This window comes from Kitasatospora sp. NPDC127116, assembly GCF_042677365.1.
GTDB classification, from domain to species: Bacteria; Actinomycetota; Actinomycetes; order Streptomycetales; family Streptomycetaceae; genus Kitasatospora; species Kitasatospora lactacystinica.
Genome location: NZ_JBHXTL010000067.1, coordinates 1 through 26692 on the forward strand (window position 1 = coordinate 1; position 26692 = coordinate 26692).

Annotated in this window: 36 protein-coding genes; 29 read left to right on the forward strand and 7 right to left on the reverse strand. The window is 73.4% G+C overall.

Annotated features, from left to right (window positions below):
- Positions 1-210 precede the first annotated feature (210 nt).
- Positions 211-1260, reverse strand: coding sequence for a family 2 encapsulin nanocompartment cargo protein polyprenyl transferase (locus ACFVHV_RS25010; protein WP_359914577.1), 1050 nt, complete (start codon positions 1258-1260; stop codon positions 211-213).
- Between the two features lie 258 nt (positions 1261-1518).
- Positions 1519-2937: a family 2B encapsulin nanocompartment shell protein gene (locus tag ACFVHV_RS25015; RefSeq protein WP_380353548.1), complete on the reverse strand. Its 1419-nt coding sequence runs from the start codon at positions 2935-2937 to the stop codon at positions 1519-1521.
- 330 nt (positions 2938-3267) lie between these two features.
- Between ACFVHV_RS25015 and ACFVHV_RS25020 the strand changes: the two genes are divergently transcribed.
- Positions 3268-4350: an ATP-grasp domain-containing protein gene (locus ACFVHV_RS25020; protein ID WP_359914572.1), complete on the forward strand. Its 1083-nt coding sequence runs from the start codon at positions 3268-3270 to the stop codon at positions 4348-4350.
- A 108-nt stretch (positions 4351-4458) separates the two neighbouring features.
- On the opposite strand, the gene ACFVHV_RS25025 is transcribed toward ACFVHV_RS25020, so the two are convergent.
- The 3 genes from ACFVHV_RS25025 to ACFVHV_RS25035 form a co-directional block, all read right to left on the reverse strand.
- The gene (locus ACFVHV_RS25025; protein ID WP_380353551.1) at positions 4459-5007 is read right to left on the reverse strand and encodes a methylated-DNA--[protein]-cysteine S-methyltransferase; all 549 of its coding nucleotides are present in this window, start codon (positions 5005-5007) and stop codon (positions 4459-4461) included.
- Between the two features lie 203 nt (positions 5008-5210).
- Complete coding sequence (locus ACFVHV_RS25030) at positions 5211-5444, reverse strand: hypothetical protein (RefSeq protein WP_359914569.1); 234 nt, start codon at positions 5442-5444, stop codon at positions 5211-5213.
- A gap of 168 nt (positions 5445-5612) precedes the next feature.
- Positions 5613-6902 carry an MFS transporter gene (locus ACFVHV_RS25035; protein WP_380353553.1) on the reverse strand — a complete coding sequence of 430 codons (1290 nt, stop codon included), beginning with the start codon at positions 6900-6902 and terminating at the stop codon, positions 5613-5615.
- 202 nt (positions 6903-7104) lie between these two features.
- On the opposite strand from ACFVHV_RS25035, the gene ACFVHV_RS25040 reads away from it, so the two are divergent.
- From ACFVHV_RS25040 to ACFVHV_RS25065, 6 genes are all read left to right on the forward strand, one after another.
- Entirely contained in the window at positions 7105-7914 is an 810-nt protein-coding gene (locus tag ACFVHV_RS25040) for a hypothetical protein (RefSeq protein WP_359915297.1), read from the forward strand.
- A gap of 344 nt (positions 7915-8258) precedes the next feature.
- Positions 8259-8702 carry a sortase-dependent protein gene (locus ACFVHV_RS25045; protein ID WP_380353555.1) on the forward strand — a complete coding sequence of 148 codons (444 nt, stop codon included), beginning with the start codon at positions 8259-8261 and terminating at the stop codon, positions 8700-8702.
- A gap of 31 nt (positions 8703-8733) precedes the next feature.
- Entirely contained in the window at positions 8734-9477 is a 744-nt protein-coding gene (locus ACFVHV_RS25050; RefSeq protein ID WP_380353558.1) for a class F sortase, read from the forward strand.
- 231 nt (positions 9478-9708) lie between these two features.
- A complete protein-coding gene (locus tag ACFVHV_RS25055) occupies positions 9709-10569 on the forward strand; it encodes a hypothetical protein (protein WP_380353560.1) in 861 nt (286 codons plus the stop codon).
- Complete coding sequence (locus tag ACFVHV_RS25060) at positions 10566-11381, forward strand: response regulator transcription factor (RefSeq protein ID WP_359915305.1); 816 nt, start codon at positions 10566-10568, stop codon at positions 11379-11381. The genes ACFVHV_RS25055 and ACFVHV_RS25060 overlap by 4 nt, the downstream gene beginning before the upstream one ends.
- Positions 11378-12583, forward strand: coding sequence for a HAMP domain-containing sensor histidine kinase (locus tag ACFVHV_RS25065; protein ID WP_359915306.1), 1206 nt, complete (start codon positions 11378-11380; stop codon positions 12581-12583). The genes ACFVHV_RS25060 and ACFVHV_RS25065 overlap by 4 nt, the downstream gene beginning before the upstream one ends.
- A 248-nt stretch (positions 12584-12831) precedes the next feature.
- Here ACFVHV_RS25065 and ACFVHV_RS25070 read toward each other — a convergent pair whose 3' ends face one another.
- Positions 12832-14082: a tyrosine-type recombinase/integrase gene (locus ACFVHV_RS25070; protein ID WP_380353563.1), complete on the reverse strand. Its 1251-nt coding sequence runs from the start codon at positions 14080-14082 to the stop codon at positions 12832-12834.
- A gap of 401 nt (positions 14083-14483) precedes the next feature.
- Entirely contained in the window at positions 14484-14843 is a 360-nt protein-coding gene (locus ACFVHV_RS25075) for a helix-turn-helix transcriptional regulator (RefSeq protein ID WP_380353565.1), read from the reverse strand.
- A gap of 494 nt (positions 14844-15337) precedes the next feature.
- Here ACFVHV_RS25075 and ACFVHV_RS25080 point away from each other — a divergent pair, with 494 nt between their 5' ends.
- From ACFVHV_RS25080 to ACFVHV_RS25185, 22 genes are all read left to right on the forward strand, one after another.
- On the forward strand, positions 15338-15580 hold the full coding sequence (locus ACFVHV_RS25080; protein WP_380353567.1) for a hypothetical protein: 243 nt from the start codon (positions 15338-15340) through the stop codon (positions 15578-15580).
- 95 nt (positions 15581-15675) lie between these two features.
- Positions 15676-16014: a hypothetical protein gene (locus ACFVHV_RS25085; RefSeq protein ID WP_380353569.1), complete on the forward strand. Its 339-nt coding sequence runs from the start codon at positions 15676-15678 to the stop codon at positions 16012-16014.
- Positions 16011-16334 (forward strand): hypothetical protein, encoded by a 324-nt coding sequence (locus tag ACFVHV_RS25090; RefSeq protein WP_380353572.1) that lies wholly within the window; start codon positions 16011-16013, stop codon positions 16332-16334. The genes ACFVHV_RS25085 and ACFVHV_RS25090 overlap by 4 nt, the downstream gene beginning before the upstream one ends.
- Positions 16334-16771: a hypothetical protein gene (locus ACFVHV_RS25095; protein ID WP_380353574.1), complete on the forward strand. Its 438-nt coding sequence runs from the start codon at positions 16334-16336 to the stop codon at positions 16769-16771. The genes ACFVHV_RS25090 and ACFVHV_RS25095 overlap by 1 nt, the downstream gene beginning before the upstream one ends.
- Entirely contained in the window at positions 16771-17190 is a 420-nt protein-coding gene (locus ACFVHV_RS25100; protein WP_380353577.1) for a hypothetical protein, read from the forward strand. The genes ACFVHV_RS25095 and ACFVHV_RS25100 overlap by 1 nt, the downstream gene beginning before the upstream one ends.
- Positions 17190-17624, forward strand: a complete 435-nt coding sequence (locus ACFVHV_RS25105; protein WP_380353579.1) for a hypothetical protein — start codon at positions 17190-17192, stop codon at positions 17622-17624. The genes ACFVHV_RS25100 and ACFVHV_RS25105 overlap by 1 nt, the downstream gene beginning before the upstream one ends.
- Positions 17621-18673 (forward strand): YqaJ viral recombinase family protein, encoded by a 1053-nt coding sequence (locus tag ACFVHV_RS25110; protein WP_380353582.1) that lies wholly within the window; start codon positions 17621-17623, stop codon positions 18671-18673. Before ACFVHV_RS25105 ends, ACFVHV_RS25110 begins: the two co-directional genes overlap by 4 nt.
- Before the next feature lie 4 nt (positions 18674-18677).
- Positions 18678-19433 (forward strand): ERF family protein, encoded by a 756-nt coding sequence (locus ACFVHV_RS25115; protein WP_380353583.1) that lies wholly within the window; start codon positions 18678-18680, stop codon positions 19431-19433.
- The gene (locus tag ACFVHV_RS25120; protein ID WP_380353585.1) at positions 19430-20146 is read left to right on the forward strand and encodes an exonuclease domain-containing protein; all 717 of its coding nucleotides are present in this window, start codon (positions 19430-19432) and stop codon (positions 20144-20146) included. Before ACFVHV_RS25115 ends, ACFVHV_RS25120 begins: the two co-directional genes overlap by 4 nt.
- Positions 20146-20763: a hypothetical protein gene (locus ACFVHV_RS25125; RefSeq protein WP_380353587.1), complete on the forward strand. Its 618-nt coding sequence runs from the start codon at positions 20146-20148 to the stop codon at positions 20761-20763. Before ACFVHV_RS25120 ends, ACFVHV_RS25125 begins: the two co-directional genes overlap by 1 nt.
- Complete coding sequence (locus ACFVHV_RS25130) at positions 20760-21272, forward strand: WhiB family transcriptional regulator (RefSeq protein WP_380353590.1); 513 nt, start codon at positions 20760-20762, stop codon at positions 21270-21272. The genes ACFVHV_RS25125 and ACFVHV_RS25130 overlap by 4 nt, the downstream gene beginning before the upstream one ends.
- Positions 21269-21463: a transcription factor WhiB gene (locus ACFVHV_RS25135; RefSeq protein WP_380353592.1), complete on the forward strand. Its 195-nt coding sequence runs from the start codon at positions 21269-21271 to the stop codon at positions 21461-21463. Before ACFVHV_RS25130 ends, ACFVHV_RS25135 begins: the two co-directional genes overlap by 4 nt.
- On the forward strand, positions 21460-21810 hold the full coding sequence (locus tag ACFVHV_RS25140) for a hypothetical protein (RefSeq protein WP_380353595.1): 351 nt from the start codon (positions 21460-21462) through the stop codon (positions 21808-21810). Before ACFVHV_RS25135 ends, ACFVHV_RS25140 begins: the two co-directional genes overlap by 4 nt.
- Positions 21807-22067 (forward strand): hypothetical protein, encoded by a 261-nt coding sequence (locus tag ACFVHV_RS25145; protein WP_380353597.1) that lies wholly within the window; start codon positions 21807-21809, stop codon positions 22065-22067. The genes ACFVHV_RS25140 and ACFVHV_RS25145 overlap by 4 nt, the downstream gene beginning before the upstream one ends.
- Positions 22068-22079: 12 nt before the next feature.
- Positions 22080-23837 carry an AAA family ATPase gene (locus ACFVHV_RS25150; protein WP_380353600.1) on the forward strand — a complete coding sequence of 586 codons (1758 nt, stop codon included), beginning with the start codon at positions 22080-22082 and terminating at the stop codon, positions 23835-23837.
- On the forward strand, positions 23837-24385 hold the full coding sequence (locus ACFVHV_RS25155; protein ID WP_380353602.1) for a hypothetical protein: 549 nt from the start codon (positions 23837-23839) through the stop codon (positions 24383-24385). The genes ACFVHV_RS25150 and ACFVHV_RS25155 overlap by 1 nt, the downstream gene beginning before the upstream one ends.
- 122 nt (positions 24386-24507) lie before the next feature.
- On the forward strand, positions 24508-24996 hold the full coding sequence (locus ACFVHV_RS25160) for a hypothetical protein (protein ID WP_380353604.1): 489 nt from the start codon (positions 24508-24510) through the stop codon (positions 24994-24996).
- 155 nt (positions 24997-25151) lie between these two features.
- Positions 25152-25373, forward strand: a complete 222-nt coding sequence (locus ACFVHV_RS25165) for a hypothetical protein (RefSeq protein ID WP_380353607.1) — start codon at positions 25152-25154, stop codon at positions 25371-25373.
- Positions 25370-25810, forward strand: coding sequence for a hypothetical protein (locus ACFVHV_RS25170; protein WP_380353608.1), 441 nt, complete (start codon positions 25370-25372; stop codon positions 25808-25810). The genes ACFVHV_RS25165 and ACFVHV_RS25170 overlap by 4 nt, the downstream gene beginning before the upstream one ends.
- Entirely contained in the window at positions 25807-25971 is a 165-nt protein-coding gene (locus ACFVHV_RS25175) for a hypothetical protein (protein ID WP_380353611.1), read from the forward strand. Before ACFVHV_RS25170 ends, ACFVHV_RS25175 begins: the two co-directional genes overlap by 4 nt.
- Positions 25968-26120 carry a hypothetical protein gene (locus ACFVHV_RS25180; protein ID WP_380353613.1) on the forward strand — a complete coding sequence of 51 codons (153 nt, stop codon included), beginning with the start codon at positions 25968-25970 and terminating at the stop codon, positions 26118-26120. Before ACFVHV_RS25175 ends, ACFVHV_RS25180 begins: the two co-directional genes overlap by 4 nt.
- Before the next feature lie 28 nt (positions 26121-26148).
- Positions 26149-26664: a WhiB family transcriptional regulator gene (locus ACFVHV_RS25185; protein WP_380353614.1), complete on the forward strand. Its 516-nt coding sequence runs from the start codon at positions 26149-26151 to the stop codon at positions 26662-26664.
- The last annotated feature ends 28 nt before the right edge of the window (positions 26665-26692 follow it).

Genomic DNA, 26692 nt, shown 5'->3' on the forward strand with positions numbered 1-26692 from the left:
GCACCAGTTGCTGGTGTGGGGCTCTGTGTGTTTGTTTAGGTTTATCTGCTCACGCTGGGGGTTTGGTTCGCGGCCCGCCCCGTCACCCCACTCCCGGCACCACTCCCGGCACCACTCCCGGCGACACGCCCGGCAAGACCCCTTGGGACGCTCCTCAGGGCGCTCCGGGGACGCGTTCGACGCGCGCCGCCTCCGGCGCGGGTGCCCCGTTCAGTGCTTGCGGCGGGTGACCAGTTCGGCGAGCGCCAGCAGTTCGTCCGCCGCGGCCGGCTCCGGGACGGCGGCGGCCAGCTGCGCCATCGCCGCGGCCATCCGCTCGCAGGACTCGCCCTGCGCCCAGCCGCGCCCGCCGGCCGCCTCGACGGCCGCCGCGCACTGCGCCAACTCATCGGCGTCCAGCGGGCGTTCGATCGCGTACAGCTCGGCCAGCAGCTTGCCCTCGACGGTGCCGGATCCCAGCGCCGCGACCACCGGCAGCGACTTCTTCCGGGCGACCAGGTCCGCGCCGACCGGCTTGCCGGTGACCGCCGGATCCCCCCAGATGCCGATCAGGTCGTCGATCAGCTGGAAGGCCAGGCCGATCTCCCGTCCGAAGCAGTCCAGCGCCTGCGCCGCGTCCTCGGAGGCGCCCGCGTACAGGGCGCCCATCGCGCAGGCCGCGCCCAGCAGCGCGCCGGTCTTGGCCTCCGCCATCGCCAGGCACTCGGGCAGCGAGACGTCGTTGCGCCGCTCGAAGGCGCAGTCGATCTGCTGGCCCTCGCAGAGCTCCACCACGCAGTCGGCGAGCCGGCGGATCGAGCCGTGGGCGGCCGGGTGGGTGTCCTCGGCGAGCAGCCGCAGCGCGAGGGAGTGCATGGCGTCCCCGGCCAGGATGGCCTCGGTGGTGCCGAACACCCGCCAGGCGGTGGGCCGGTGGCGCCGGGTGTCGTCCCGGTCGATGACGTCGTCGTGGAGCAGGGTGAAGTTGTGCACCAGCTCCACCGCGGCGGCCGCGGCGACGGCCTCGTTGGGTTTGCCGCCCAGGGCCTGGGTGGCGGCGAGGACCATGGCCGGTCGGATCGCCTTGCCTGCGGAGGCCTGGGCTGGGGTGCCGTCCGCCTCCCACCAGCCGAAGTGGTAGCCGGCCACCTTGCGCATGGTGCCGGGCAGCGAGTCGACGGCGGCCCGCAGGACCGGGTCGACCAGGGCGCGGGTCCGGGCGAGGATGTCGGCCGCCTCGTGGCCCTCTTTGTGGTCCCGCTCCAGCGTGGGACTGGTCATGGGTGTTTCCCCCTGTCGGGCGCCTGTCGTGGGACGGCCCGCCGACGGCGGGCCGGGGTTGCGCTGTGCCGGTGCGCGCCGGGCCGGTGCACAGCAGGTACGCACTGCGCCGGTACGCAGCAGGTATGCACCGGGCTGGTGCGCAGCACGTACGCGTCGGGCCGGTTACGCATCCGCCCGGCCGGGGCCGGTGGACGGCCCCGGCGGACGGCGCGGCTCTGCGAGCGGCCCCGCGAACCGTCGGTACTGCGCGATCCGTCAGTACTGCGCGATGTCCACGTTCTCCAGGACACCGACCGCGTCCGGCACCAGGATCGCGGCGGAGTAGTAGGCGCTCACCAGGTAGGAAATGATGGCCTTGTCGTCGATTCCCATGAACCGCACCGAGAGGCTGGGCTGGTATTCATCCGGAATTCCGGTCTGGTGCAGGCCGATGACGCCCTGGTTGTCCTCCCCGATTCGCATCGCGATGATCGAGCTGGTGCTCCCGACGATCGGGATCTTGTTGCACGGGAAGACCGGGACGCCGCGCCAGGACAGGATCTGCTTGCCCTCGACCTCGACCGTCCCCGGGTAGAGGCCGCGCTTGTTGAGCTCCCGGCCGAAGGCGGCGATGGCCCTGGGGTGGGCCAGGAACATCCTGGTGCCGCGGCGGCGGCTGAGCAGCTCGTCCATGTCGTCCGGGGTGGGCGGGCCGGAGTGGGTCTGGAACCGCTGCTCGTACGCGGCGTTGCCGAGCAGGCCGAACTCGGGGTTGTTGACGAGCTCGTGCTCCTGGCGCTCGCGCAGGGCCTCGATGGTCAGCCGCAGCTGGTGCTCGGTCTGGTTCATCGGCTGGTTGTAGAGGTCGGCGACCCGGGTGTGCACCTTGAGGATCGTCTGCGCGACGCTCAGCTCGTACTCGCGCGGCTTGAGCTCGTAGTCGACGAAGGCGCCGGGCAGCTCGTACTCGCCCTGGTGGCCGGCGGCGAGGTCGATCGCGGCCTCGCCGTGCTTGTTCTGCGCCTGCTGGAAGCCGTTCAGGTACTCGATGACCTGGAGCTGCAGCGCCTCGGAGCGGTCGTGCAGCTCCTGGAAGGAGGGCCAGGACAGCGTCAGTACGGTGCCGGAGGTCGCGGCGCGGACGGTGTACGGCCAGGCGCCGCCGTCCTGCCGGATCGCCTCGTCGCCGAGGTGGTCGCCGTCGGCGAGGGTGCCGACCACCGTCTCCTCGCCGTACTTGCCGGTGCCCAGCCGGTCGAGCTTGCCGTGGGCGATCAGGAACACCTCGGTGATCGGCGCCCCGGCCTGGACCAGGACGTCGCCCGCGCCGAAGTCCCGCTGCACGAAGCGCGAGGCCAGTTCCTCCAGCACGGCCTCGTCCTGGAAGCCGCGCAGCACCGGCACCTCGGCCAGCGTGGGCGGGACGATCCGCACCTCGGCGCCGGTCTTGACGAAACCCACCCGGCCGCGGCCGACCGAGTGGCGCAGGCGGCGGTTCACCCGGTAGGTGCCGCCGGACACCTGCACCCAGGGCAGCCTCCTGAGCAGCCAGCGCGGGCTGATGCCCTGCATCTGCGGCGCCGACTTGGTGGTCGTCGCGAGGTTCCGCGCGCCCGCCGTGCTCAGACTCTGCTGCTGCCGGATCTCCGGTTGCGCACCGGGCGCGGGAATACCGGCATTCGTTTCGGTCGACATGAGGGGAGCCCTTCGCATATCCCAATGAAGCGTCGCCTTGCACATGCGTGTTGCAGCTTCATGGTGGGCCCATTCAGGGGCGCCCCGCAATCACTCGTTCGAGTGGTTCCGAATGGCCGAACAAATAGTACGAATGGATCACCCGATCGATATTTGTTCGACTATTTATTCGAACATATCGGAGTGCCGCGCCCCATCCTCCCCCATCGAAGCCCCGACCCGCGCCACCCCGCGCCACCATCCGCCCACGGCGCCCCTGCCGTCCGGGCCGTTCGAACAGGCCGCTAGGGTGCCCTGACCCTTCGTCAACTTCCCTCCTGGGAGGGTCACATGAGTGCACCCGTACGTGTCTGGCTGAACCGCACCTACGCCGAGAACGTCTTCTTCATCGAGCAACTGCGCGCCGCCCCGCGCCCCGTCGTGGTCCACGCGACCCACGGCGACCCGGACTCCCCCGTGCTCGCCGCCGCCGACCACGGCACCCCGGAGCCCGCCGGCCTGGCCGCGGACGGCTACGTCGGCTACGCCCTGGACTACTGCGCCCGGCACGCGATCGACGTCTTCGTCCCGCAGCTGCACCAGCTCGCCATCGCCCTCGCCCGGCCGGAGTTCGAGGCGATCGGCACCACGCTGCTCTGCCCGCCGGCCACCGCGATAGCCGCCTTCACCAGCAAGGCGGACGGCTACGCCACGATCGCCGGGGCCGGGCTGCCCACCCCGCCCTGGTGGCGGGTGCGCACCCCCGCCGAGCTGTGGGACGCCGTCGAACGGATCGAGGGCACCGGCCGCACCGCCTGCCTCAAGCCCACCACCGGAGCCGGCGGCGCGGGCTTCCGGGTACTCACCCGGGAGCCCTACAACGCACGGCGGCTGGCCGGCTGGGACCACCGGGTGCAGGTCGAACAGGTCGCCGCGGCACTGGCCGGGGGCAGCCCGGACGGCGAGCCGGTCGACCTGCTGGTGATGCCCCACCTGGACGGGCCGGAGGTCTCGGTGGACTGCCTCGCCGACCGGGACGGCAGCCCGCTCGCCGCGGTCGGGCGCACCAAGGAGGGCCGCCGCCGGGGCTTCACCACCGAAGATTGCTACCTGGAGCCCGTCCGGCGGCTGGTCCGGGCGACCGGGATGGCGTACCTGTCCAACGTCCAGTTCCGCCGCCTCGACGGCCTGCCGGTGGTCATCGACGTCAACACCCGCCCCGCCGCCGGGCTCCACCAGCTGCGGCTGTGCGGACTCAACCTGCCGTGGGACGCGGTGCGGCTGGCGCTCGGCGAGCGACCGGAGTGCGCGGGGGCGGAGCCGGACGTGCGCGGCATCGAGTACACCCTGGTACCCGGCATCCGGCCGGTGCACCCGCAGCAGGAGCCCGGGCGGGTGTCTCCGGGGGCGCAGCCGGCGGCGGCCCGGGCGTGACGACCGGCGGGAGCGGCGGGCCGGGCGCGACGACCGGCGGGAGCGGCGGGCCCACTGCCGGCCGCGGGCCGCTCGCCGCCGCCCGCGCCCCCGCCCGCACCCCCGCCGCTACAGCGGGCCGTTCCAGTCGAGGGTCGGCTCCAGCACGCCCTCCAGGGTGAGCAGCCAGCGCTTCACCTCGATGCCGACCCGGCCGCCGCCGAAGCCGCCGATCCCGTCCGCCGCCACCACCCGGTGGCAGGGCACCAGCAGGGGGACGGGGTTCGCGGCCATCATCTGCCCGACCGTGCGGGCGGCCAGGCCGGGCTCCGTGATGTCCTCGAACACCCCGCTGCGGGCGGCCAGTTCGCCGTAGGTGATGGTCCGGCCGTACGGCACCTCCCGCCAGAGCGTCTGCAGCACCGCGCGGTGCGGGCCGGAGCTCAGGCTCCAGTCGACCGGCAGGCCCAACTCGCGGGTGCGGCCCGCCAGGTAGGCACCGATCCGCTCGGTGACGGCGGTGATCTTCGACTCGTCGGTGCACGCCGGCAGCTCGCCCTCGCGCGGCCCGGTGTAACCGGCCGACGCCACGCCGAGCGGGGTCACCGCGATGCGCATCGGCCCGCTGGGCAGCGGCGTGGGCACGGTCAGCCAGGACATCGACCAGGACTGCGACACGCTCGGGCCCCCACCCTCCGCCGGACCGGCCGCCGGCCACCCCGGCACCCGGGGGGCGTCCCCGCCCCGCGCGCCATCGTACGGCGGGCGGTCGCGCGCCGGGCGGTCGCGCGGCAGGCCGTCGGGCGGCGGGTGCCGGGGCGGCAGGCCGTGGCGCGGCGGTCCGCCGGACGACGGCCCGCCTGCGGCACGGGCGGCTCCGGTCAGAGCTGCGTCTTCAGCCCACGGGCGAGCGAAGCGCACCAGTGCACCAGATCGGCGCGGTCCGGGGACCGTCCCTCGCACAGCACGGCCAGCTGGTCGTCACTGAGCCGGTTCGACCCCGGGATCTCCAGCAGGTACGCCAGGTCCGCCAGTACGGTGGCGAGCCGCTCCGCGTCCGCGTGGTCCAGGGTGACCGCGGTCCCGTGATGGCTGATGGTGAGCGAGCCGGGCATGATCGACCTCCTCCGTCTCCCCCGTCCTCCACCGTACGACCGGGTCGGCCGCCCCGCCCGCCGCGGAGGCCTGCGTGCGCGGGAGGGGCAGCCGGTCGCGCTCCGGGGCCGGCCGGGCGCGGTGCGCGGTGGGCCGGGGGTGCGCCCCGAAGCCGTCCGAGGGGTTGGTCAGCTGTCCGGGCCCTCCTCCCAGCGGCGGTTCCGTACCGCCGGTACGGCCAACACTACGGCCCCGGCCGCCAGTTGCCAGACCGCCCCGACGAGCAGCACGGTGTCCGCGCCGAACCGGCCCGCCAGCGGACCGGCCGCCGCCAGTCCGAGCGGGCCGAGGGCGAAGGCGCCCAGGACGCCGAAGGCCGTCATCCGGCCGAGCAGCTCCACCGGCACCCACTTCTGCAGGGTGGTGTTGTAGAGCGTCCCGCAGACCGCCGAACCGGCCCCGGCCACCAGCGCGCCGGCGGCCACCCAGGGCAGCCCCGCCCCGGCCGCGAGCGCCCCGGAGGGCAGCGCCCAGGCCAGCGCCGCCGCGGACGCCACTGCGAGCGGACGGGCGGGCGCCCGGCCGAGCATCAGCAGGCCGCTCAGCACCGCCCCGGCGCCGTACACGCCCATCACCAGGCCCCAGGCCCGGGCGCCGCCGAGGCCCCGCTGCGAGAGCAGCGGGCCCAGCACCAGGAAGGGGGCCCAGACCAGCAGGTTGAACAGGCCCATCTGCGCGGTGGTGATCCACAGCCACGGGCGGGAGACGAACTCCGACCAGCCGGCCCGCACGTCCCGGATCATCGACTCCTCGCCGCCCGCCGCCCGTACCGGCAGCCGCAACCTGGCCAGCGCGAAGGCGCCGACGCCGTACGTCACCGCGTCGGCCAGCAGCACCGTCGCCGGCCCCCAGGCGGCGGTGACCAGCCCGGCGGTGGCGGGGCCGACCACGGTGGACACCGAACGGGCCAGCCCCAGCAAGGTGTTGGCGTCCGCCATCAGCTCCTTGCGGCGCACCAGATCGGGCACGATCGCGCCGAAGGCCGGCATGAACAGCCCCTCGCCGACCCCCCAGAGCGCCACCAGCACGACCATCGACCAGACCGGCGCGTGCCCGGCCGCCAGCAGTCCGGCGAACAGCGCCTGGACCAGGCCGCGCAGCAGGTCCGAGCCCAGCATCACCCGGCGGCTGCCGAGCCGGTCCGCGATCACCCCGCCGGCCAGCAGCACCAGCACCACCGGGAGGATCCGGGCCGCCATCACCCACCCCAGGGCGGTGCCGCCGCCACCGCCGGCTCCCCCGGCGCCGCCCTCGCCGTCGAGCACCGCGAAGGCGACCGCGACCGGCGCCATCGAGGAGCCGATCAGGGAGGTCGTGTATCCGATGAAGAACCACGTGAATTCGCGCTCGCCGAGCACGGCGAGACGGTCTCCCAGTCGCCTTCTGCGGGCCGGGATCCGTTCGGTCTGCATTGCCATGTGCAGCAAGTCTGCGGTCCGAAGGGGAGCGCTTCAAGGGATTCCGGCGAAAAAGTTGAGCCTTTTGGAGTCAATTTTCCGGGCGGAGCGAACTGCCGCAGTAAATTCGTCTTTCAATGGCTCCCGACCTGCCCTTTACTGCGATTCTTGGCTAGGGTTCGAGCGGCTTGGCGGAATTGATTTACTGCGGAAGAAGGCGATCGTGACAGAAACCGCGGCAGGACTCCCACCGGTCGAGTACGCCGTCGCCGTCGAGCGCTACCTGGCCGCCTCCGGGCTCGCCGACGGCTCCCGGCGGATCTACCGGATCGCGCTGGACACCTGGGCCTGGGCGCTCGCCGACCGGCCCTCCCCCACCGGCCCCGAACGGCGGCGGGCCCGGCCGCCCGTCCTGCCGCTCGCACTGCTCGACCACCCGGACGCCGCCGAACGACTGCGCGACGCGGCCGCCCGGCGCGCGGCCGACACCGACCCGCGCACCCTCAACCGGGAACTCTCCACCCTGCGCGCGGCCGTGGCCTGGTGGCGGGCCAGGGGCTGGCTCGACGGCGACCCGACCACCGGCCTGCTCGCCCGCCCGCTGCCCGAACCCGCGGCGGCCGCAGGCCCGTTGACCCCCGAGCAACTGCGCGCCCTGTTCACCCTCCGCGCGCCGCTGCGCGAACAGGCGCTCTGGCACCTGCTGCACGAGTCCGGCGCCGCGATCGAGACGGTCCTCGCCCTGGACACCGACCACCTCGACCCGCCCCGCCGCCGCACCCGCGCCGGGCAGGCCACCGTCCACTGGCAGTCCGGCACCGCCCGGCTGCTCCCCCTCCTGGTGGCCGGCCGCGTCACCGGCCCGCTCTTCCTCACCGACCGCCGTGCCCCCGCCGGCACCCCCGCCCGCGACCGCTGCCCGTACACCGGCCACGCCCGCCTCTCCTACCGCCGGGCCGCCGAGCTCTTCACGGCCCACACCCGGCCGCTCGGCCCGGGCTGGACCCTCCGCCGGCTGCGGGCGGGGCGGTAGCCGCGGGGCGGCGGCGCGCGGCGGGCAACGGGCAACGGGCAACGGGCAACGGGCAACGGGCAACGGGCAACCGCAACGTCGGCAGCGCCGCGCCGTTACGCAGCCGATGAACGGCCGTGACACGACCGGCCGAGGACCGCGACACGGCCCTCCTACCGTCATCCACGACGCCACCGGCCGAACCGGTCGAACCGGATGAGCCGGCCGGAGGGCGTCCTCGACGAGGACGTACGCGTCCGGCGCCGACGACGGACGTCCCGCGACACCGGCACGCCGGGGCCCGCGAACCGCACCGCGGACCGGCGGCCACCACCTACCGACCGATGCAGATGGAGACACCCCGCATGAGCAGGAGCCGTACCCACCACTCGCCCGCCCGCCGCGTCCTGGCGGTCTGCGCCCTGACCGGCGCCGCGCTGCTGGCCACCATCAGCGGCGGGCAGGCCTGGGCCGACGGCGTGCCGAAGCCGGCCGCCCCCAGTGTCGCCGCCCCGAACGGCGACGCGGCGCCGAGGACCGCCGTGCCCACGCCGTCCGCCGCCCCGAAGACCGACGCCTCGCCGGCCGTGGCCGCCCCCAAGGGCGTCGCCTCGCCCGCCCCGGTCGCGCCCGGTGCCGCCCAGCCGCAGGTCCGCGAGGTGCCCAAGGGCGCCGCGCAGGCCGGTGACGGCTCCGCCGCCTCCGAGGGTTCCGGCCTGATGCTCGCCGGTGGCGGCACCGTCGCGGCCGTCGGCGCCGCGGCCCTGGGCTTCGCCGTTCTGCGCCGCCGCTCCGGTGCGCGCGGCTGACACCGGTCCCGAGTCCGCCGGGGCCGTCCCGGTGGCGGGGACCGACACCCGCCGTCGCGCCAAGGACCACCGGCGGGGCCGCCGACGCGCCGCCCGGCCCGCTCCGGGCCCGCTGCGCCGCACCGCCTTCGGCACCGCGGGCCTGCTCTGCCTGGTCCTCGGCACCTCGCTCGCGCTGTCCGGCCGGGAGACCCCGGTGGTGCGGGTCGAGACCTCCGGGCACGGCACCGGCACCGGCACCGGCACGGACGCCCCGGCGATGGCCCCGGGCACCCCGGCCACGGCCGGCGCCGCGTCCACATCCACGTCCACCGCCCCGAAGCCGTACGCGTCCTCGCCGCCGACCCGCCTGCTGGTCCCCTCCGTCGGAGTGGACGCACCGGTGACCGACCTCGGCCTGAACCCCGACGGCACGGTCGAGGTACCGCCGGCCGACCGGGGCGAGGAGGTCGGCTGGTACCGCAACGGCCCCACGCCCGGCGAGAACGGCCCCGCCGTGCTCATCGGGCACTACGACACCGTGCACGGCCCGGCGGTCTTCAAGCAGCTGCCGAAGCTGCGGCCCGGCGAGCTGATCCGGATCCGGCGCGCCGACGGCAGCACCGTGGACTTCAAGGTCCGCACGCTGCTCCAGGCCGCCAAGGACCACTTCCCGACCGAGCAGGTGTACGGCGACACGCCCGCGCCCGCACTCCGGCTGATCACCTGCGGCGGGCGGATCGGCTCGGACGGCCACTGGACGGACAACATCATCGTGCTGGCGGACCTGGCCTGACGGCCGGGACCGGTCGTACGGACCGCATGAACCGCATGAACCACCTGGACCGTACGAGCCGTACGACCCACGTGGTCCGGACTACCCGGACTACCCGGACGACCCGCACGAAGTCACCGTCGCGGAACCGCCGACCACCGACCGCGCGACCTACCACCGGGGCGGTGACGGGAGCGACGACCGGAACGACGACCGGAGCGACGCCGCAGAGCAGGAGGACGAACACCGACCGTGGCAGCAACACCACCACCCCGCCGCCGGCCCGGCGCCGTCCAGCTCGCCACCCTGGCCGGCCTGGTCGTCGTCCTCGCCCTCGCCGGCCTGGCCTTCGGCCGCGCCACCCCCGGCGACCTGCGCGACCAGGGCCCGGTCCGGGCCGTCACGCCGCCGCCGGTGCTCCAGCCGCTCTGGCCGAAGCTGCCCACCTCCCCGCCGCCGTCCGCCGCCGCGGCGGCCGGCGTCACCCAGGAGCCGCCGCAGCCCGTACCGGACCTGACCGTCCCGGGGCACGACATCACCGCGGTCGACGTGCGCACCGTCCTCGCCAAGGACCCGAACGTGGGCCCGGAGGAGCGCCAGGCGCTCGGCTCCTGCGCCGGGTGCGAGGTCCGCGCCCCCGAGTTCCGCGACCTCTCCGGGGACGGGCAGCCCGAGCTGATCACCGTCGTCACCACCCCCGGGCGGGTCGTGCTGCACGTCTACGCCCTCGCCGAGGAGCACCTGCTGCCCGTCCTCCAGGTGCAGGTCCAGCCGGCGTTCAGCGCCGCTACCGTCGGCACCGACCTGTGGCTGTTCGAGCCCACCAGCGCCTACGCCCGGACCACCAGCCTCTACCAGTGGAACGACAACAGGCTCGTCCTGAAGGAGCGCAAGGACGAGGGCGTCGGCCTGCTCCCGCGCACCGGCGCGGACACCGCCGCCCCCGAGTCCGGCCCGGCGGTGGCACGCCCCACCCCGTTCGCGCCGAGGCAGGCGGCCCCCGAGGCCGTCGTCCCGTCCCCGCGCCCCGTCCGGCCGTCCTCCGGGCCCGCCGCGCCCTCCACCCCCTCGGGGCCCTCCGCCCCCGCCGTGCTCCCGGAAGCCAAGCGATGACCCCCGCCACCACCCCCGCCCACCCGCACATCCTCCTGGTCGAGGACGACGAGGTGATCCGCGAGGCCACCCGGATGGCCCTGGAACGCTACGGCTTCCCGGTCACCACGGCGGCCGACGGCCTGGAGGGGCTGGAGGCGTTCCACGCCGTCCGGCCCGACCTGCTCCTGCTGGACGTCATGCTGCCGCTGCTCGACGGGGTCGGCCTCTGCCGCCGGATCCGGGAGGAGAGCCAGCTGCCGATCCTGATGATGTCCGCCCGGACCGACCCGGTGGACGTGGTCTCCGGCCTGGAGGCAGGGGCGGACGACTACGTGGTCAAGCCCTTCGAGAGCGCCGTCCTGGTCGCCCGGATCCGTACGGTGCTGCGCCGCGTCCGGGTCGTCCCGGCGACCGACGCCCCACCGCCCCCGGACGCCCCGGCGGCCGACGCCCCGCCGCTCCCCGGCACCCCCGGGGTTCCCGGAGTTCCCGGGGTCCCGCAGCCGGCGGTCCCGCCGACCGCCCCCGCCCCCACCCCGTCCGTCCGCAGCTTCGACGGCCTCCAGGTGGACACCGACAGCATGGAGGTCCGGGTGGACGGCCGCCTCGTCCCGCTCACGCCCACCGAACTGCGGCTGCTGCTGGAGTTCACCGCCGCGCCCGGGATCGTGCTGGAGCGCTCCACCCTGCTCGAACGCGTCTGGGACTACGAATGGGGCGCCGACACCCGGGTCGTGGACGTCCACGTGCAGCGGCTGCGCGCCAAGATCGGCTCCGGCCGGATCGAGACCGTCCGCGGGTTCGGCTACAAGCTGCGGCGCCCGGCATGACCCTGCGCCGCCAGATCGCCACCGCCGTCGCCGCCATCGCCGTCCTGGTCGCGGTGGCCGTCGGCCTGCTGGTCCACCAGGCGATGATCCGTCAGCACGTGGACCAGGCCCGCTCCTCCGCACTCGCCGCCCTCGACTCGGCCCTGGCCGGCTACGGGCGCGACGGCGAGGTGGCCGGCCACGGCGCCGCCGTGAACGACCCGGCCCTGCCCGACCGGCTGCGCGCCCTCGCCGACGGCGGCCGGCACGGCTCGCTGCTCGCCGCCGACGGCACCGGCGAGTCCATGTGGGCGGCCGGCCCGGTGCAGAACGGGGTGCTGTCCGTCCGGGTGGACTTCACCCAGGACCGGCAGGCCATCGCCGACCTGGACCGGATCATCCTGCTCACCGTCGTCGCCGCGGTCTTCACCACCGTGCTGGCCGGCGTGCTCGTCGCCGACCGGATCAGCCGCAGGCTGCGCACCGCGGCCACCGCCGCCCGGGGCATCGCGGCCGGCGGGACGGACACCCGGATCGGCGAACTCGTCGACGGCAAGGACGAGGTCGCCGACCTCGCCGCCGCCGTCGACCTGATGTCCCGCACCCTGCACCGGCGCCTGGAGGACGAGCAGCGCTTCACCGCGGACGTCGCCCACGAGCTGCGCACCCCGCTCACCGGGCTGGTCACCGCCGCCGAGCTGCTGCCGCCCGGACGCCCCACCCAGCTCGTGCAGAACCGGGTCCAGGCACTGCGCGGCCTGGTCGAGGACCTGCTGGAGGTCTCCCGCCTGGACGCCGACGCCGAGTCCCCCGACCTCTCGGCCGTCCCCCTGGAGCGCGCGGCGCGCCGCACCGTCTCCCTCACCGGCCTGGACGTCACCGTCGACATCACCGCCGACCGGCAGGTCCGCACCGACCTGCGCCGGCTGGACCGCATCCTCGGGAACCTGATCCTCAACGCCCACCGCCACGGCGCCGGCCCGGTCCACCTGCACGTCGACGGCCTGCGGATCACCGTCCGCGACCACGGCCCCGGCTACCCCGAGGACCTCCTCCGGCACGGCCCGCAGCGCTTCCGCACCAACGCCCCCGAACGCGGCCGCGGGCACGGCCTCGGCCTCACCATCGCCACCGGCCACGCCCGCGTCATCGGCGCCGCCCTGACCTTCACCAACCACCCCGACGGCGGCGCCGTCGCCACCCTCGCCCTCCCCCCGGACTGACCCCGCCCACGCGAAAGGGCCGGCCCGACACCCCGTCGGACCGGCCCTTCCCTCGTACACCTGAGCCCCCTGTCGGGTTCGAACCGACGACCCCCGCTTTACAAGAACAGCGGTCACGGGGTGGCTGGTTGAGAGAGTCTCAGAGAGGTCCAGAGGGCCCAGGTAGACGCCTTGCCCCGCCGTCATCCCCCACTCCCGGAGAGTCTCAGAGAGGCTCAGAGAGTGGGGGATGTGGATTGGATGTGGACTCAGGACACGGCCCGGAGCTGCGGCTTCCCGCGCCGGACGAGCGCATCGCGCACCGACTCCACAACCTCCGGACCGGCGTGCTGGTACAGCCAGGTGACCGAGGACCCGCGGTCGTGCCCCATGATGGCCTGCACGTCCTTCTCCGGCACCCCGGCATCCTTGAGCCGGCTCGCGAAGCGGTGCCGGTAGTCGTGGGGGCGCGGCCACCACTCCATGCGCCCGGTCTCGGTGTTCAGCACCTTCCGGGCTACCCCGGCCTCCTGGATGGCCTTGATCCACACCCGCCGGAAGTTGTGCCGGCTGAGTACGCCGCGGCGCGGACCTACGAAGACCAGTTCCTCGGCGTGCATTCCGGATTGAGGCCCGGTCCTGGCTTCCGACGGCGACCAGCGCGCGACCATCGCCTCAACGGCAGCCAGCGCCGCAGGTGTCAACGGGACCGTCCGGAAGCCGGCGTTCGTCTTGGGAGCTTCCTGCCTGAACAGCTTGCCGTCCTCGTCCTCAGAGATCACCTCGACCACGCGGGCCGTCGCGGCGTCCCGGTCCACGTGGCACAGCCTCAGCCCGGTGTACTCGCCCCAACGCATACCGGTCTCGTCGGCGATGGTGAGGAGCGGGTGATAGTAGGCGGGGATGTGCGCGAGGATCTTCGCGCACTGCTCGTCTGTGGGCGGTGCGAGGTCGTCGGGGTGCTTGGCCGGCGGGGCCTCCAGCTCGACACCGAACGTGCAGTTGCTGGTGATGCGCTTGTCGAGGATCGCGGCCTGCATCATGCGGCGCATGAACTCCAGCACCTTCTTGCGGGTGTGGAAGCCCTTGACGTCGTTCTGCAGCCACGCGTCGAACTCGATGAAGCCGACCCCGTTGATCTTCCAGTCGCCCCACTGCGGCTTGATGTGGGTCGTCCAGACGCCTACCTTGCGCGCCCTGGTGGTCGGACGGCCCTTCTTCTTCTGGGTCTCCCACCACTTGGCGTGCCACTCCGTGACGGTGATCTCGCCGCGCTTCGGGTCCAGGTAGGTACCCTGCCGGACGTCCGTCCGGGTCTTGTCGAGGAAGGCGAGGGCCTCCTTCTCCTTCTCGAAGTTCTTCGCCTTCTGCCGGCCGTCCGGCCCGCGGTACCGGGCCTGCCACGAGCCGATGCAGTCGCGTCTCGCCTTGCGATTGCCCGGGTACTCCTCCAGGCACAGCTTGCAGCCGCAGGCCTTGTTCCGGATCTGTCGCGGGTTGTTCTGCGCCCTACGAGGCAACTCGGGCCCCCTCAGTCGCACGCTGGGCGGGGATGAGCGGCAGCCGTACAGGCTGGCCGCAGCAGCAGACGGCGCCGCCCGGCGGCTGAGGAATGGCGAGGGCGACGAGGACGGCCCGGATAGCGGTGATTGCTGCTCCGGCGGCGAGGCCGGCGGGGATCGTGATGGTGAGGGTGTCCGGATCCCAGGGCATGAGGGTGACCACTGGGGCCGTGCTTCTGCGGACGGTGATGCACATGCGCGCGCTCCCCCTGAGGGCATGGGTGAACTTGCCTGCGGCCGCTGGGGGAGGACGGGTCAGTGGCGCTGAGCACCAGAACATAGCGTGTGGCGTGGGGGTTGCGCGAGCAGTATGAGGGCGGGCGGCACTGGGTGACGCGCCCCTGTGGCATATGCCCGGGTTACGCCTGCGGGTCGTCGGCAGCGAGTGCCATCAGCTGCCGCTCGACGATGCGCTGCTCCTCGGCACTGAGACGCCGGTACAGCTCCAGGATGCGTTCCTCCGCATCCGGGGACAGCGGGCCCGGGGTGCGCCGGTTGGCCGCCGCAAAGACGTGCTCGCGGGGTTCACCGAGGGCATCCGCGAGCTTGTCGCAGGACTTGCGGCTTGGGATCCGGACTCCGTTGGCCCACGCATTCACGGCGGAGACGGATACGCCAGCACGTCGCGCGATCTCGGTCTGAGTGAGGTCCGGGTGCTCGTCCTGGACTCGCCGGATCAGCTGCGCGAGCGTCTCGCCGCCCTCGTCAACCGTGTTCATGACGCAAGCATGCCGCAGGCCCTTCCACATTTACAAGCGTGTCGTGGAAGGGTGGCGCAATCACGACCGTACCCAAACGGACGTTCGATTACTCGCGACACACCCAACCTCTCCAGGCCTCTCCGATCCCCTTGACGACCTTCCACTTCCACCGTAGAAATGTGGATGTCGGCAGCGACCAGCCACCGACACGGAAGAGAGGTCCCCATGTCCCGCCTGAACCGCAAGAGCGGCGGCCGGCCACTCCGCGAGGCCATGGCCGCCGCGGGGATGTCCATCCCCCAGCTCGCCGCGGCTACCAGGGCCGTGGACCCGGACGGCCGAGGCGTCAGCCGCTCCATCATCGGCGCCCTCGTCTCGCGGGGGTCGTTCACCCGCGACGTGGTCCGACTGCGGACGGCATGGCTCATTGCCACCGCCCTCGACCAGCCGCTCCAGCATCTCTTCGACATGCCTGGAGCTTCCACATCCACAAAGGAAAGGTCAATAGCCGGATGAGCATCACCGCGCTGCCGGCCCCGCTGCTCAAGCAGCGGGACGTCCAGGAGCACTACGGCGTCAGCGACTGGACCGTCAACCAGTGGGTCCGCAACGGCTGCCCGGTCGAGTACCTGCCGAACGGCCACCGCCGGTTCAACCTCGCCGAGGTCCGGGCCTGGATGGCCGAGCAGGCCCCGGCCGGCCGCGAGCAGCGCCGCCGCCAGTCCGAGCACGCGCTCTCGCAGCGCTCCGCCTGACCCCTCAGACATGGGTCGGGCCGCCCCGGATGCGACCCCAGGGACGGCCCCGGCCCACCGATCAACTCGTCGATGAAGGAAGGAGGTAGGCCAACATGAAGCCTACCCCGCGCACCACGCACCCCGCCCAGCTCAGCCCCGCGATCGCCCTCACGCAGCTGCTCTCCGAGAACCCCCACCTGCCCGCCCTGTACTGGGACATCCGGCTCGACGGCGAGCTGAACGGCCACCTGTGGGTGGACGACTCCCGTGCCGCGTCCGCCGCGTACCGGGCCGCGCTCGGCATCGACTACGTGCTGACGACCCCGTACAGCCTGCGGGGTGTGCCGGTGGTCGGCGAGTCGATGCGCACGGTGTGGCGGGACGTGCCGGTGCACCTGTCGTTCCGGTCGCTGGCGGCGGCGTACGAGCCCGCGTTGGCGGTGGCGGCATGACCGAGCCGCTGAGCATCAAGTACCTCGACAGGATCCGCTCCTCGTACGCGGGCACCGAGTCGACCGAGGGCCGGATCATCAACGAACTCCTCGACGAGATCGAGGAGCTGGACGCCACGCTGCGGACCTCGGAGGACGAGGTCGAGCGCCTGCGGGCGCAGGCCAAGCCGCAGGCGACGCCGTCCGGCAAGTGGCGCGCTCGGTGGCGCGACAAGGACGGGCAGCACTCGAAGATGTTCGACCGCCCCGCGGAGGCCCGGTCCTGGGCCCGCCAGATGGGCGGCCGGGTGGAACTCGCTCGTCCCAGGGGCGGTGTGTGATGTCCGACGTCACGAACCCGATCACCCGACGCGCGGCGATCCTGATCACCAACACCGCCGGTACGCCGGAGGAGATCGCCGCCGCGCTCGACGCCGCGGGGATGCTCCGGCGGCCGGCCGAGCGGATCACCGGCGCGTACCCGCTGTGGGTTCGGCCGACGGCGCTCGGTGTCGCGATCGACGCTCACCCGCTCGTCTCGGCGCTGGTCCGTGCCCTCGCCACCGAGGTGGCCGAGGACCCGGAGGGCGTCACGGCCGAGCTGGCGGTGATCGCTGAGGCGTCCGGGCCGGAGCAGGACTCCATGGTCGAGCAGCTGCTGATGCGGCTCGGCGGTACGGACGCGCGGTACGCGGCGGCGGATGCCCGGCGGTTGGCCGAGGTGCTGCTGTCGATGGTCGGTCCGGCGCTCTCCCAGCAGCAGAGGAGGGCCTCCTGATGGCCAAGCTCATCACGCGTGACGAGTGGCGGGTCGTCGTCACCGGCACCATCGACCTGTCCCTGCCGATCGGGCCCCGACTCCAGGTGCGTGTCAAGGACGCGGTGATCCCGCCCCAGCGTCTCGGCGACTTCGGGTGGGTGTCGATGTCCGACCGCCTCGCCAGCAGCGACATCGAAGGCGACTACCGGCGCCGGTGCGAAGAGATCATCCAGGCGTTGCGGGCCCAGCACCCGGGTGTCACGGCCACCGTGGAGTTCGACGCCACCGAGACGTGCTCGCACTGCGGGCTCGGCTGGGACGAGTGGACGACCGAGAGCGCCGAGCGGTGGCCGGACGAGGACTACGTCGTCGGTGAGCCGCTGTGCTGCGACGAGGCTCAGGGCGAGTGGCGTGCGGCTCGGGCGGGGGTGGCGTGATGCCGTGGATCTCTCGCCGCGCGCTGGCCGAGACGGCCGCCGCGATGACCCGACTCCGCGACCGGGCCCGCCAGTTGGAGGCTGACCTGCTGGAGCAGGGCCGCGCGAACGGGCGCCTCGCCGCCCGGGCCGTCGCGGCCGAGGCCCAGAACACCGGGGCCGCCTTCGCAGTCCGGGCCGCGCACCGCGGGCAGCACGAGGAGAACGCCAGGCTCCGGGCCGTACTGGACCAGCGGGACGCCACCATCCGGAGCCTGCGCCGGCAGCTCGACGACGCGCTCGGCTACGACCCCGACACCCACCTGTGTGTGGACGGGCGCCCGCACGACTTCGACGAGTTCGGGGCCGTGAACGACCGGCGCCGGTGCAAGCGGTGTCGGCACTCGTTCCCGACGGCCGAGCAGGCCGCACTTCTGAAGGAGGGCACTGCGTGACCACCACCGTGCCGGCCGGGGCTTCGGCCCCGGCCGCCGGGCGGCGCATCACCCCGACCGCCCGACTGCTCCTCCCCGCCGACGCCAACCGCGACCTGTGGCTGTCCGCCCGCCGCGACGGCATCGGCAGCAGCGACGTCGCCGGGATCCTCGGCGTCAGCGACGGCGACCACTCCACCCCGCTCCGCGTCTACCTCGACAAGCTCGGCGAGCTGGTCGACGACGCCGGCCAAGCTGCCTACTGGGGCACGGTCTTCGAGGAGCCCGTTGCCCGCGAGTGGGCCAAGCGCAACCGCTCCGTGGTCCGCCGGGTCGGCCTGGTCGCGCACCAGGACGAGCCGTGGATGCGCGCCACCCTCGACCGGCGAGTCGCCGAGTGCCCGTTGCCCGAGACCAGCCGCGAGGCCTGCGCGCTGGAGGTCAAGACCCGCAGCGCGTTCAAGACCGCCCGGTGGCACGCCGGCGCCCCGGACGACGTCCTCGCCCAGGTGCTGTGGCAGATGGCCGTCACCGGCTACCAGCACATGCACTACGCGGTACTGATCGGCGGCAACGACTACCGGCAGGGCGTCGTCCGCGCCGACCAGTACGCCCGGGTGACGGCCGACATCATCACCGCCGTCCGGCGCTTCTGGGAGGACCACGTCCTCGCCCAGACCCGGCCGCCGCACACCGGCAACCCCGAGCGGCTCGTCGAGATGTACCGGCGCCAGCACCCCGAGCGGGATGGTGTCGTGCACCTCGACCGGGTCGACGGCGCGCACGACGCGCTCATCGACTACGAGCAGAACCGCCTCGCCGAGGCCGCCGCAAAGAAGCGCAAGCAGGCCGCGCAGGCGGAGATGCTCCGCCACCTCGGCCCGGCGCAGACCGCCGTCCTCGGCGACCAGCGGGCGTACTCGCTGGAGCCCACCGAGCGCTCCACCTGCGACCTGGAGCGCCTCGCCGAGCGCTGGCCCGAGGCGTACGCGGACTGCGTCCGTACGACGCGCGGTGAGCGCCTCGACATCGACCCCCGATTCCGTCTCAAGTCCAGCAAGGAGGCCTGACCGCATGGGTCTGGCTGAGAACGCCGCCGCACTGGCCGGCCGCACCAACGACGTGCCCGCGGTCGAGCACCGCGAGGCCCTCGACTTCACCGAGCCCGACCTCGGCGACCTCACCCGGGACGCCGAGCAGGTATCCGCCGTCACCGCCTGGTCCCGCGTCATGGGCGAAGTCCGCTCGATCGGCAAGGACGACAACTTCGACGGCGGCCGGGCCGGCCGTTTCAAGTTCCGCGGCGTCGAGCGCGCGCTGAACTCGTTCGGTCCCGCGTGCCGCAAACACGGCGTCCTCGTCGTGCAGCACCGTGTCGAGACCGAGTACCGCGACATCTCGACCAGCAGCGGCGGCCGGATGCGCGAGTGCACCGCCCTGGTGACGTTCCGGATTTATGGCCCCGACGGCTCCTTCTTCGAGTCGCAGGCCGCCGGCGAGGCGTCCGACTCCGGCGGCCGGTCCACGCCGAAGGCCCAGTCGATCGCCCTGCGGACCCTGCTCATCAACAACGGGCTCGTGCCGACCGAGGACCGCGACGCCGACGCCGAGCACTTCGAGCGCGCGCAGGCCCCGGCCCGATCGGCAAACGACTACCGAGACGAGATCGTCGACCCGAACACCTCGCCCGGGCGGCTGAAGCAGATCGGCTACGAGCTGGGCAGCCTGCGGATGCTGAACGCGCGGGTCGTTAACGAGGTCGGTGACGAGGAGACCCTCGACGCGCTCGGCCGGCGGATGTACAGCGAGCGGACGGGCGGTGCCCAGTGAGCTGGCACACCGGCCGCTTCGCGGCCTTCGACACCGAGACGACCGGCGTGGACGTCGAGAAGGACCGCCTCGTCACCGCAGCTCTGCTGTTGGTCGGCGGCGGCCAGCCCACCGTGCCGCACACGTGGCTGGCCGACCCCGGGATCGACATCCCGGAGGCCGCCAGCGCGGTACACGGCGTCACCACCGAGCGCGCCCGCGCCGAGGGACGGCCCGCACCGATGGTCATCTCCGAGGTGGCCGCGCTGCTGGCCGACCAGATCACCGCCCGGGTGCCGCTGGTCGTCATGAACGCCCGGTACGACCTCACCCTGCTCGACCGCGAGTTGCAGCGTCACGGACTGCCGTCGCTGGCCGAGCAGGCCGGGGCCGAGCCGCTCGTCCTGGACCCGCTCGTCATGGACAAGCGGGCCGACCGGTTCCGGCGTGGCGGCCGCAAGTTGGTTGACCTCGCCCGGCACTACGACGTCCAGCTCGGCGACGACGCACACGACGCCGGCGCCGACGCCCTCGCCGCGGCCCGGATCGTCTACCGCATCGCGACCCGGTACCCGGCCGTGCAGGAGATCGACCTGCCGGAGCTGCACGACATGCAGGCGCACTGGGCGCGGGAGCAGGCCATCGGCCTGCAGGAGTACCTGCGCCGCAAGGACCCGGCCGCCGTGGTCGAGCCCGCGTGGCCGCTCGTCCCCCGCCCCCGGGCCGGTGCCTGATGGCCGCTCAGCTCGCTCTCCCGCTGCCCGCCAGTGTCTCCGTCCCGGCTCCGGCCGGGGCGGGGGCCCCCGGCCCGGTCCCGCTCGTCATCGGGCTGGACGTGTCCCTCTCGTGCACCGGCGTAGCCGGCCGCGGCTGGGCCGAGGCCATCCACTCCGGCAGGCTCACCGGCCACGAGCGCCTCGCCCACCAGCTCACCGAGATGCAGTCGTTCTACCGGCACGCCGAGCTGGTCGTCATCGAGGGCGCCGCCTACTCCCGAGCCCTGCAGCGCGGGCACGACGAGCTCGCCGCGATCCGCTGGATGGTCCGCCACGACCTGTGGCGCCGCCAGATCCCGTACGCCGTCGTGCCGCCCGACAACAGGACCATCTTCGCGACCGGCCGGGCCCGGTGGACCGGAGAGACCCCGGCGCAGGTCAAGGGCCGCGTCCGCGACGAGGTGCAGCGCCGCTACGGCGTGGAGTGCACCGGCCCGGGCCGCTACGACCAGGCCGACGCGTCGGTCCTCGCGGAGATGGGCCTCGCCCACCTCGGCCACCCCGGCGCCGCCCTGCCCCCTACCCACACCCGCGCGCTGGCCGGCGTCGACTGGCCCGAGAGGAGCGACGCGTGATCGCCACCGAGATCGACACCGCCTTCCCCTGCAAGGCCGCGCCCGAGCTGTTCCACGTCCCCGAGGGCCGCGAACCCGCCAACCACGCGATGGCCCGGATCAGCGCGGCCAAATCCCTGTGCTTCGTCTGCCCGGTCATCTCCGCGTGCCGCAACCTCGGCCGGCAGCTCCGCGAGATCGGCGTGTGGGGCGGCGAGGACGATGACGAGCGCGAGGCTGCGGGCTTCACGCCGGGCCCCACCGTCTACGTGGTCCACTACCCCGAGTGCGGTACCGAGGCCGGGGCGAAGCGCCACCGTCGTGCCGGAGAAGCGCCGTGCAGGCCGTGCCAGACCGCGGAATCCTTCGCCAACGTCGCACGTAAGCGCGAGTCCCCCCGACGCGGAACCCGGCCCGGTTACCAGCGGCACCGGCGCCGCGGCGAAACCGCGTGTGACCCGTGCCGGCACGCGAACTCGGCGGCCGACCGGCGCCTCGCCACGACCGGCAGCACCAAGGCCGCGGCGTGACGGCCACCGGCTGGGTCGGCGGGCTCACCATCCGCCCCAACCTCCGGCCGCCGACCGCGGACTACCTCTGCACCCGCTGCTGGCACCACCAGCGGCTCACCGGCCGCGACGCCATCCGGTACGGCGCCCGCGACCTGCCCATCACCCACCGGGCCGTCTGCCCGGCCCTCTCGAAGGAGCGCACCACATGACCGAGATCAAGTTCGACAGCAAGATCCTCGCCGACGTCGCCGCCGCCCTGGAACCCCACGCCGACACCATGTTCCAGCAGCGCAGCGGCCGGTGGATGGCCGTCATCGAGCTGGCCCACGTCGAGCGCACCGAGCCCGGCCCCGAGGAGGACAAGGACCGCGCCGTCAAGGTCCGCGTCGTGGCCGTCGAGGTCGCCGCCGACGAGTTCACCGACGAACGGCTCCGCGTGGCCCAGCAGGACATGTACCGGCACCGCACCTCGCGGGGCACCCTCGACGAGGTCGACAGCTACCGGGCCGACAACATCCTGCGCAACGGCATCGGACTCCACACCGACGCGGCGTGATGAGCGGGCCCCGCACCGCGGCGCGCACCACCTGCCCGCGGTGCGGGGCCACCATCCTCCGCACCCCCGACGGCCGCGAGCTGGACCCCGAGCCGCATCCCCTCGCGGTCCACCTCGCCGACGGCGGCCAGCTCGACGCCGCGCAGGCCCTGCCGATCCTCCTCGGCCACCAGCCGCCGCGCGCGCACCACCCGCACCGCCCCGGCCCCTACGGCTGCAACCCGCCCCCGCCGGCCGAGCAGCCGACCCTCTTCTAGGAGCACCGCACCGTGAGCAACGTCCACCCCTTCCCGGCCCCACCGGAGGACGACGGCGACTACATCGACCGCCCCGTCCCCGAGGACCAGGCAGCCGAGACGGCCGTGCTCGCCGCGTGCATGTACGACCCGGCCAACATCACCCGTGCCAGCTTCCTGCGCGGCTCGGACTTCGCCCGCCCCGTCCATGAGCTGATCTGGACTACCCTCCAGCAACAGGCCCGAACCGACGGGCCCACCGACCCGGTCGCCCTGCACAACGAGATCACCAAGCTCGGCCAAGGCCACCGCATCGGCGGCAACGCCAACCTGCTGTTCGGCATCGCCAACACCATCGTGGCCGGTGGCGTCGACTACTACGCGGGCATCGTGGCCGAGCAGGCCGCACTTCGCCGTGCCGACGCCCTCATGGTCCAGGTTCGGACGGCCATCGCCAAGCGGGTCAGCCCCAGCGACATCAAAGCCCTCCTCACCGAGCACCTGACCACCGAGCAGACCCGCGCGTCCGAGGCCGACGGCGGCGGGCCCGCCCACCTCCTCGCGTCCGCCCTCGACTTCGACGTCCTGTTCGGCACCAACTACGGCAACATCCAGCTCCTACCCGGCCAACTCCTCGCCCCCGGCCAGCAGGCCGCGCTGGTCGGCGAGGGTAAGGCCGGCAAGTCGCTGTTCGCGCAGGAGTGGGCGTGGCGTATGGCCACCGGCCGGCCGTTCCTTGGCGACCGCGCGCAGGCCCCGGTCCGCGTCACCTACATCGACGCGGAGAACGGCCACCCGGAACTGCAGCAGCGCCTACGCTCGTTCGGCGCCGGCCCGGCCGACATGGGCTCCATCACCTACCTGTCGTTCCCGCCCGTACGGCCCCTCGACACCCCCGGCGGCGGCCAAGACCTCTTCGCCATCGCCACCGCCACCCAAGCGCAGGTCGTGTTCATCGACACCATCAGCCGTTTCATCACCGGCGCCGAGAACGACGCCGACACGTGGCTCAACCTCTACCGCCACACCCTCATGCCCCTCAAGGCCGCCGGCATCGCCAGCATCCGGCTCGACCACATGGGCAAGGACGGCGAACGCGGCGCCCGCGGCTCGTCCGCCAAGACGCAGGACGTCGACCAGGTGTGGGAACTCAAGGCCCAAGGCGGCGGGATCCTCTCCCTCAAGCGAACCCACTCCCGGAACGGCATAGGCCCGAGCGAGTTCACCGTCCTGCGGCACTCGAAGCAGGTCGGTGGGGACTGGGTGTTCGGCGCGACCCGGCACGAGCTGATGACCTTCGCCGACCGCGCCACCCTGATCGAGGGCACCACCGAGTGGCTGGTCGCCCAGCTCGACAAGGCCAGCGTCGACCCGACGTGGGGCAGCCCCCGGGTGCTGACGTGGTGCCGTGATAACGGCATCCGGACGGCCAAGGCCAAGGTGGAGGAGGCGGTCCGGGTGCGGAAGGCGAGGCCCTCCGGGGACCTCCCCCCACACCTCCCCTACCCGTCAGTAACAGAAACTCCCCCCGACGCGCGGGGAGTTCAGGACAAAACCCCAGGTCAAACATCCCCCGGGGAGGTCCCGGGGACATCGGGGGACGTGCCTGCTACACCTCCCTCCCCCCGCCTCCCCCCTAAGGAGGGGGGAGGGGGGAGCGCACCGGGGGAGGAACAGCCTCTCTGCACCAACTGCGAACAACCCCTCCCCGCCTACCGAGCCACCGCCGGCTACGACACCCACCTCCTCTGCGACACCACCAACTGCCCCAACACCGAGGACCCCACCTGATGAACCAGCCCCAGCCCGCCCCCCTCGACCTCGACGCCATCCAGGCCCGCCACGCGGCGGCCACCGGCGGAAACTGGCGCTACGAGGCATACGCCGGACTCGGCGAGCACGGAGTCCTCGGCGCCGCCGACATCCCCATCGGCCGCCTCGACTTCGGAGACGGCGACCAGGCCGACGCCGACCGCGACTTCGTCCTCAACGCGCACCAGGACGTCACGGCCCTGCTCGCCCGGGTCCGGCAGCTGGAGACCGAGCTCGCCACCGAACGCGCCGTCGCCGAGTCCAACCAGCGGGCGGCCCGGCTCCTCGCCGAGGACGTGAAGCAGCTCACCGCCGAGGCCACCGCGGAACCCGAACTCCCCGTCCTCTCCGGCTGGGCCGCCGACATGGCCGGCGCCGGACTGGAGCCCTACGACGGCGCCCTCACCCTCGACGGCGACGACCGGCCCTTCCTCCGGGCCCACTTCGCTTTCGGCCCCGAGGTGCCCGAGGCCGCCCGCGCCGGCTTCGTCACCGAGATTGGCCGCATCATCCTCGACGAACTGTGAGGCCCCGTGCGCGGCCAGGACCGGACCGAGACAGGCCGCGCACGACCCCAGGCACCCCGAGTGCCGCACCGACGCCCACAGGCCCTTCTAGGGCCGCCACACACACCCACCACGGAGACCCGATGACCACTCAGCCCGCCCGTGACCTCCTCCTTGCCGAACTGCTGCACGGCGAAGACCCGACCGCCCCTGAGTACGCCGACGCCCGCGCCCGCCTGGACGGCCTGATCACCGACCACCGGGCCGAGGTGATCGCGCAGTTCAGTCAGACCGACGCCCGCGACGTCCTCGACCGCCACCGCGGTGAGACCCTGCGCAACGCCGCCGCCCGCGTCCTGGCCCTGCCCACCGCCAACGCGGGCCGGCACATTGCGGCCACCAGGGCCCAGATCGTCACGGCCGTGCAGGACGCCCGTACCACGCCCAGCGGCGACCCCATCGAGGACCCGATCGTCGCCAACTGGGACCGCATGGTCATTCACCCCACCGACCCGGCCGAGCCGACCATCGTCTGCTGCCGCACCGACGACGGGACGCCCGTCGCCCTCTTCCTCGACCCCGAACACCGCGAGGCCCTCGGCCTGCAGCTCGTCGACCCCGACGGCAGCTGACACCCCGTTGACGCCCGTCAGCCGCCCGCACGCTGCGGGCGGCCCCACCCCAAAGGAGAACCCGTGACCGACCAGCACCCCACCGACCTGCTCGCCGCTGCTGCACGCCTCCTGCGCGACCGCGCCACCACCGCCGCCGACCACGGCGGCCAGCAGTGACCAGGACCCTCACCATCTTCGAGGCCGACGTCCTCCGCTACCGCGCCCAGGGCTACCGCGACCACGAGATCGCCCGAGCCCTGCCCGCCGGCACCACCGAGCGGGACGTTCGCAACGCCGTCCTCCGTGCGGTCCGCGCGCTCGGCGCCCGCACCCTCGACCAGGCCATTCAGATCCAGATCCACAACCAGTCCAACCCGAACGGAGACCAGCCGTGATCGACCCCACCCACATCACCGCCTATCTCGACAAGCTCGTAACCGGCGCCCAGCCGTTCATCCTCCGCCGCCACACCGACGTCACCGGCGTCTCCGGCACTGGCATCGTCGCTGATGGCGTGCTTTTCCCCGCCGCTGGCAAGTCCCGGGCCGTCGTTCGTTGGCGCGGCGACCGCGGCTCCACCGTCGTCTGGGACCACCTCGGCCACGTCAAGGACATCCACGGCCATGACGGCGCCACGACCATCGAGTTGGTTCCGGTTGACGAGCTGATCGCCGCCCTCAAGGCCGTCGCCGCCATTGAGGGCGCGCCGACCACCTCCAGCGACCCGGGGGAGGCCGCCGCCAACGAGGGCTACAACGACGCCCTCGACGCCGTTCGCCTGGCCATCACTGATGCGATCGAGTCCCTCCACGACCACGACGACGCCGCGTGACCGTGTCCCCGTGGCTGGTCCTGGCCGGTGGCCTCCTCGGCGCCGGCCTCGGATCGGCCCTCCTTGGCCACCTCGACTCCCGGCAGCAGGCCGAGGAGACCGAGCAGGCCGCCACCGACGACCAGTTCGCCGTCCTCGTCACCACCCTGGAGCGCCAGTGACCGAGCACACGCCCCGCCCCGGTCGCACCTGGGAGACCGCCCTCGCTCGGGCCGAGATCGTCGTCCCCGACGACGCCCCCGACCCCCGTTCCAACCGGGCCGCGCGCCGGGCCCTCAAGCGCCAGCAGCGCAAGACCCGCAACCGCTGACACCCGTCACCCCGAGGAGGCCGCCCCCATGCACCTGCCCACGTTCATCCCCCGCACCGAGGCCGGCCTCCTCCCCTGCGCCGGCCAGCCCGAGCTGTACGACACCCCCGACACCCAGCCCGAGGCCGCCGCCCTGTGTGCCCGCTGCCCCGTCCGGCAGGCCTGCGACACCTGGGCCGTCGACCACGCCGAGTGGGGCACCTGGGCCGGCCGCACCGACCAGGACCGCGGTACCCCCCGCGAGGAACTCCCCGACCTCCGCCGCATCCCTGTCAACCCGGCCCTGCCCTGCGGCACCGAGCAGGCCCGCCGTCGCCACATCGGCCAGCAGGAACAGTGCCCGGTCTGCGACCAGGCATACGCCGGCCGCCTTCGTGACGAGCGCCTCGCTGCCCTTACCGCCCAGCACCGACGCCCCGGCGGCCCGACCAGGACCGGCTACCGGCTGCACCTGCTCCTCGACATACCGTCCTGCGGCCCGTGCCGTGCGGCCCAGGCTGCCAGCCTTCGCGAGCACCGCGGTCGGGCCGCGCTCGCAGCGTGAACACCCGTACCCGGTAGGCGTGTTGATG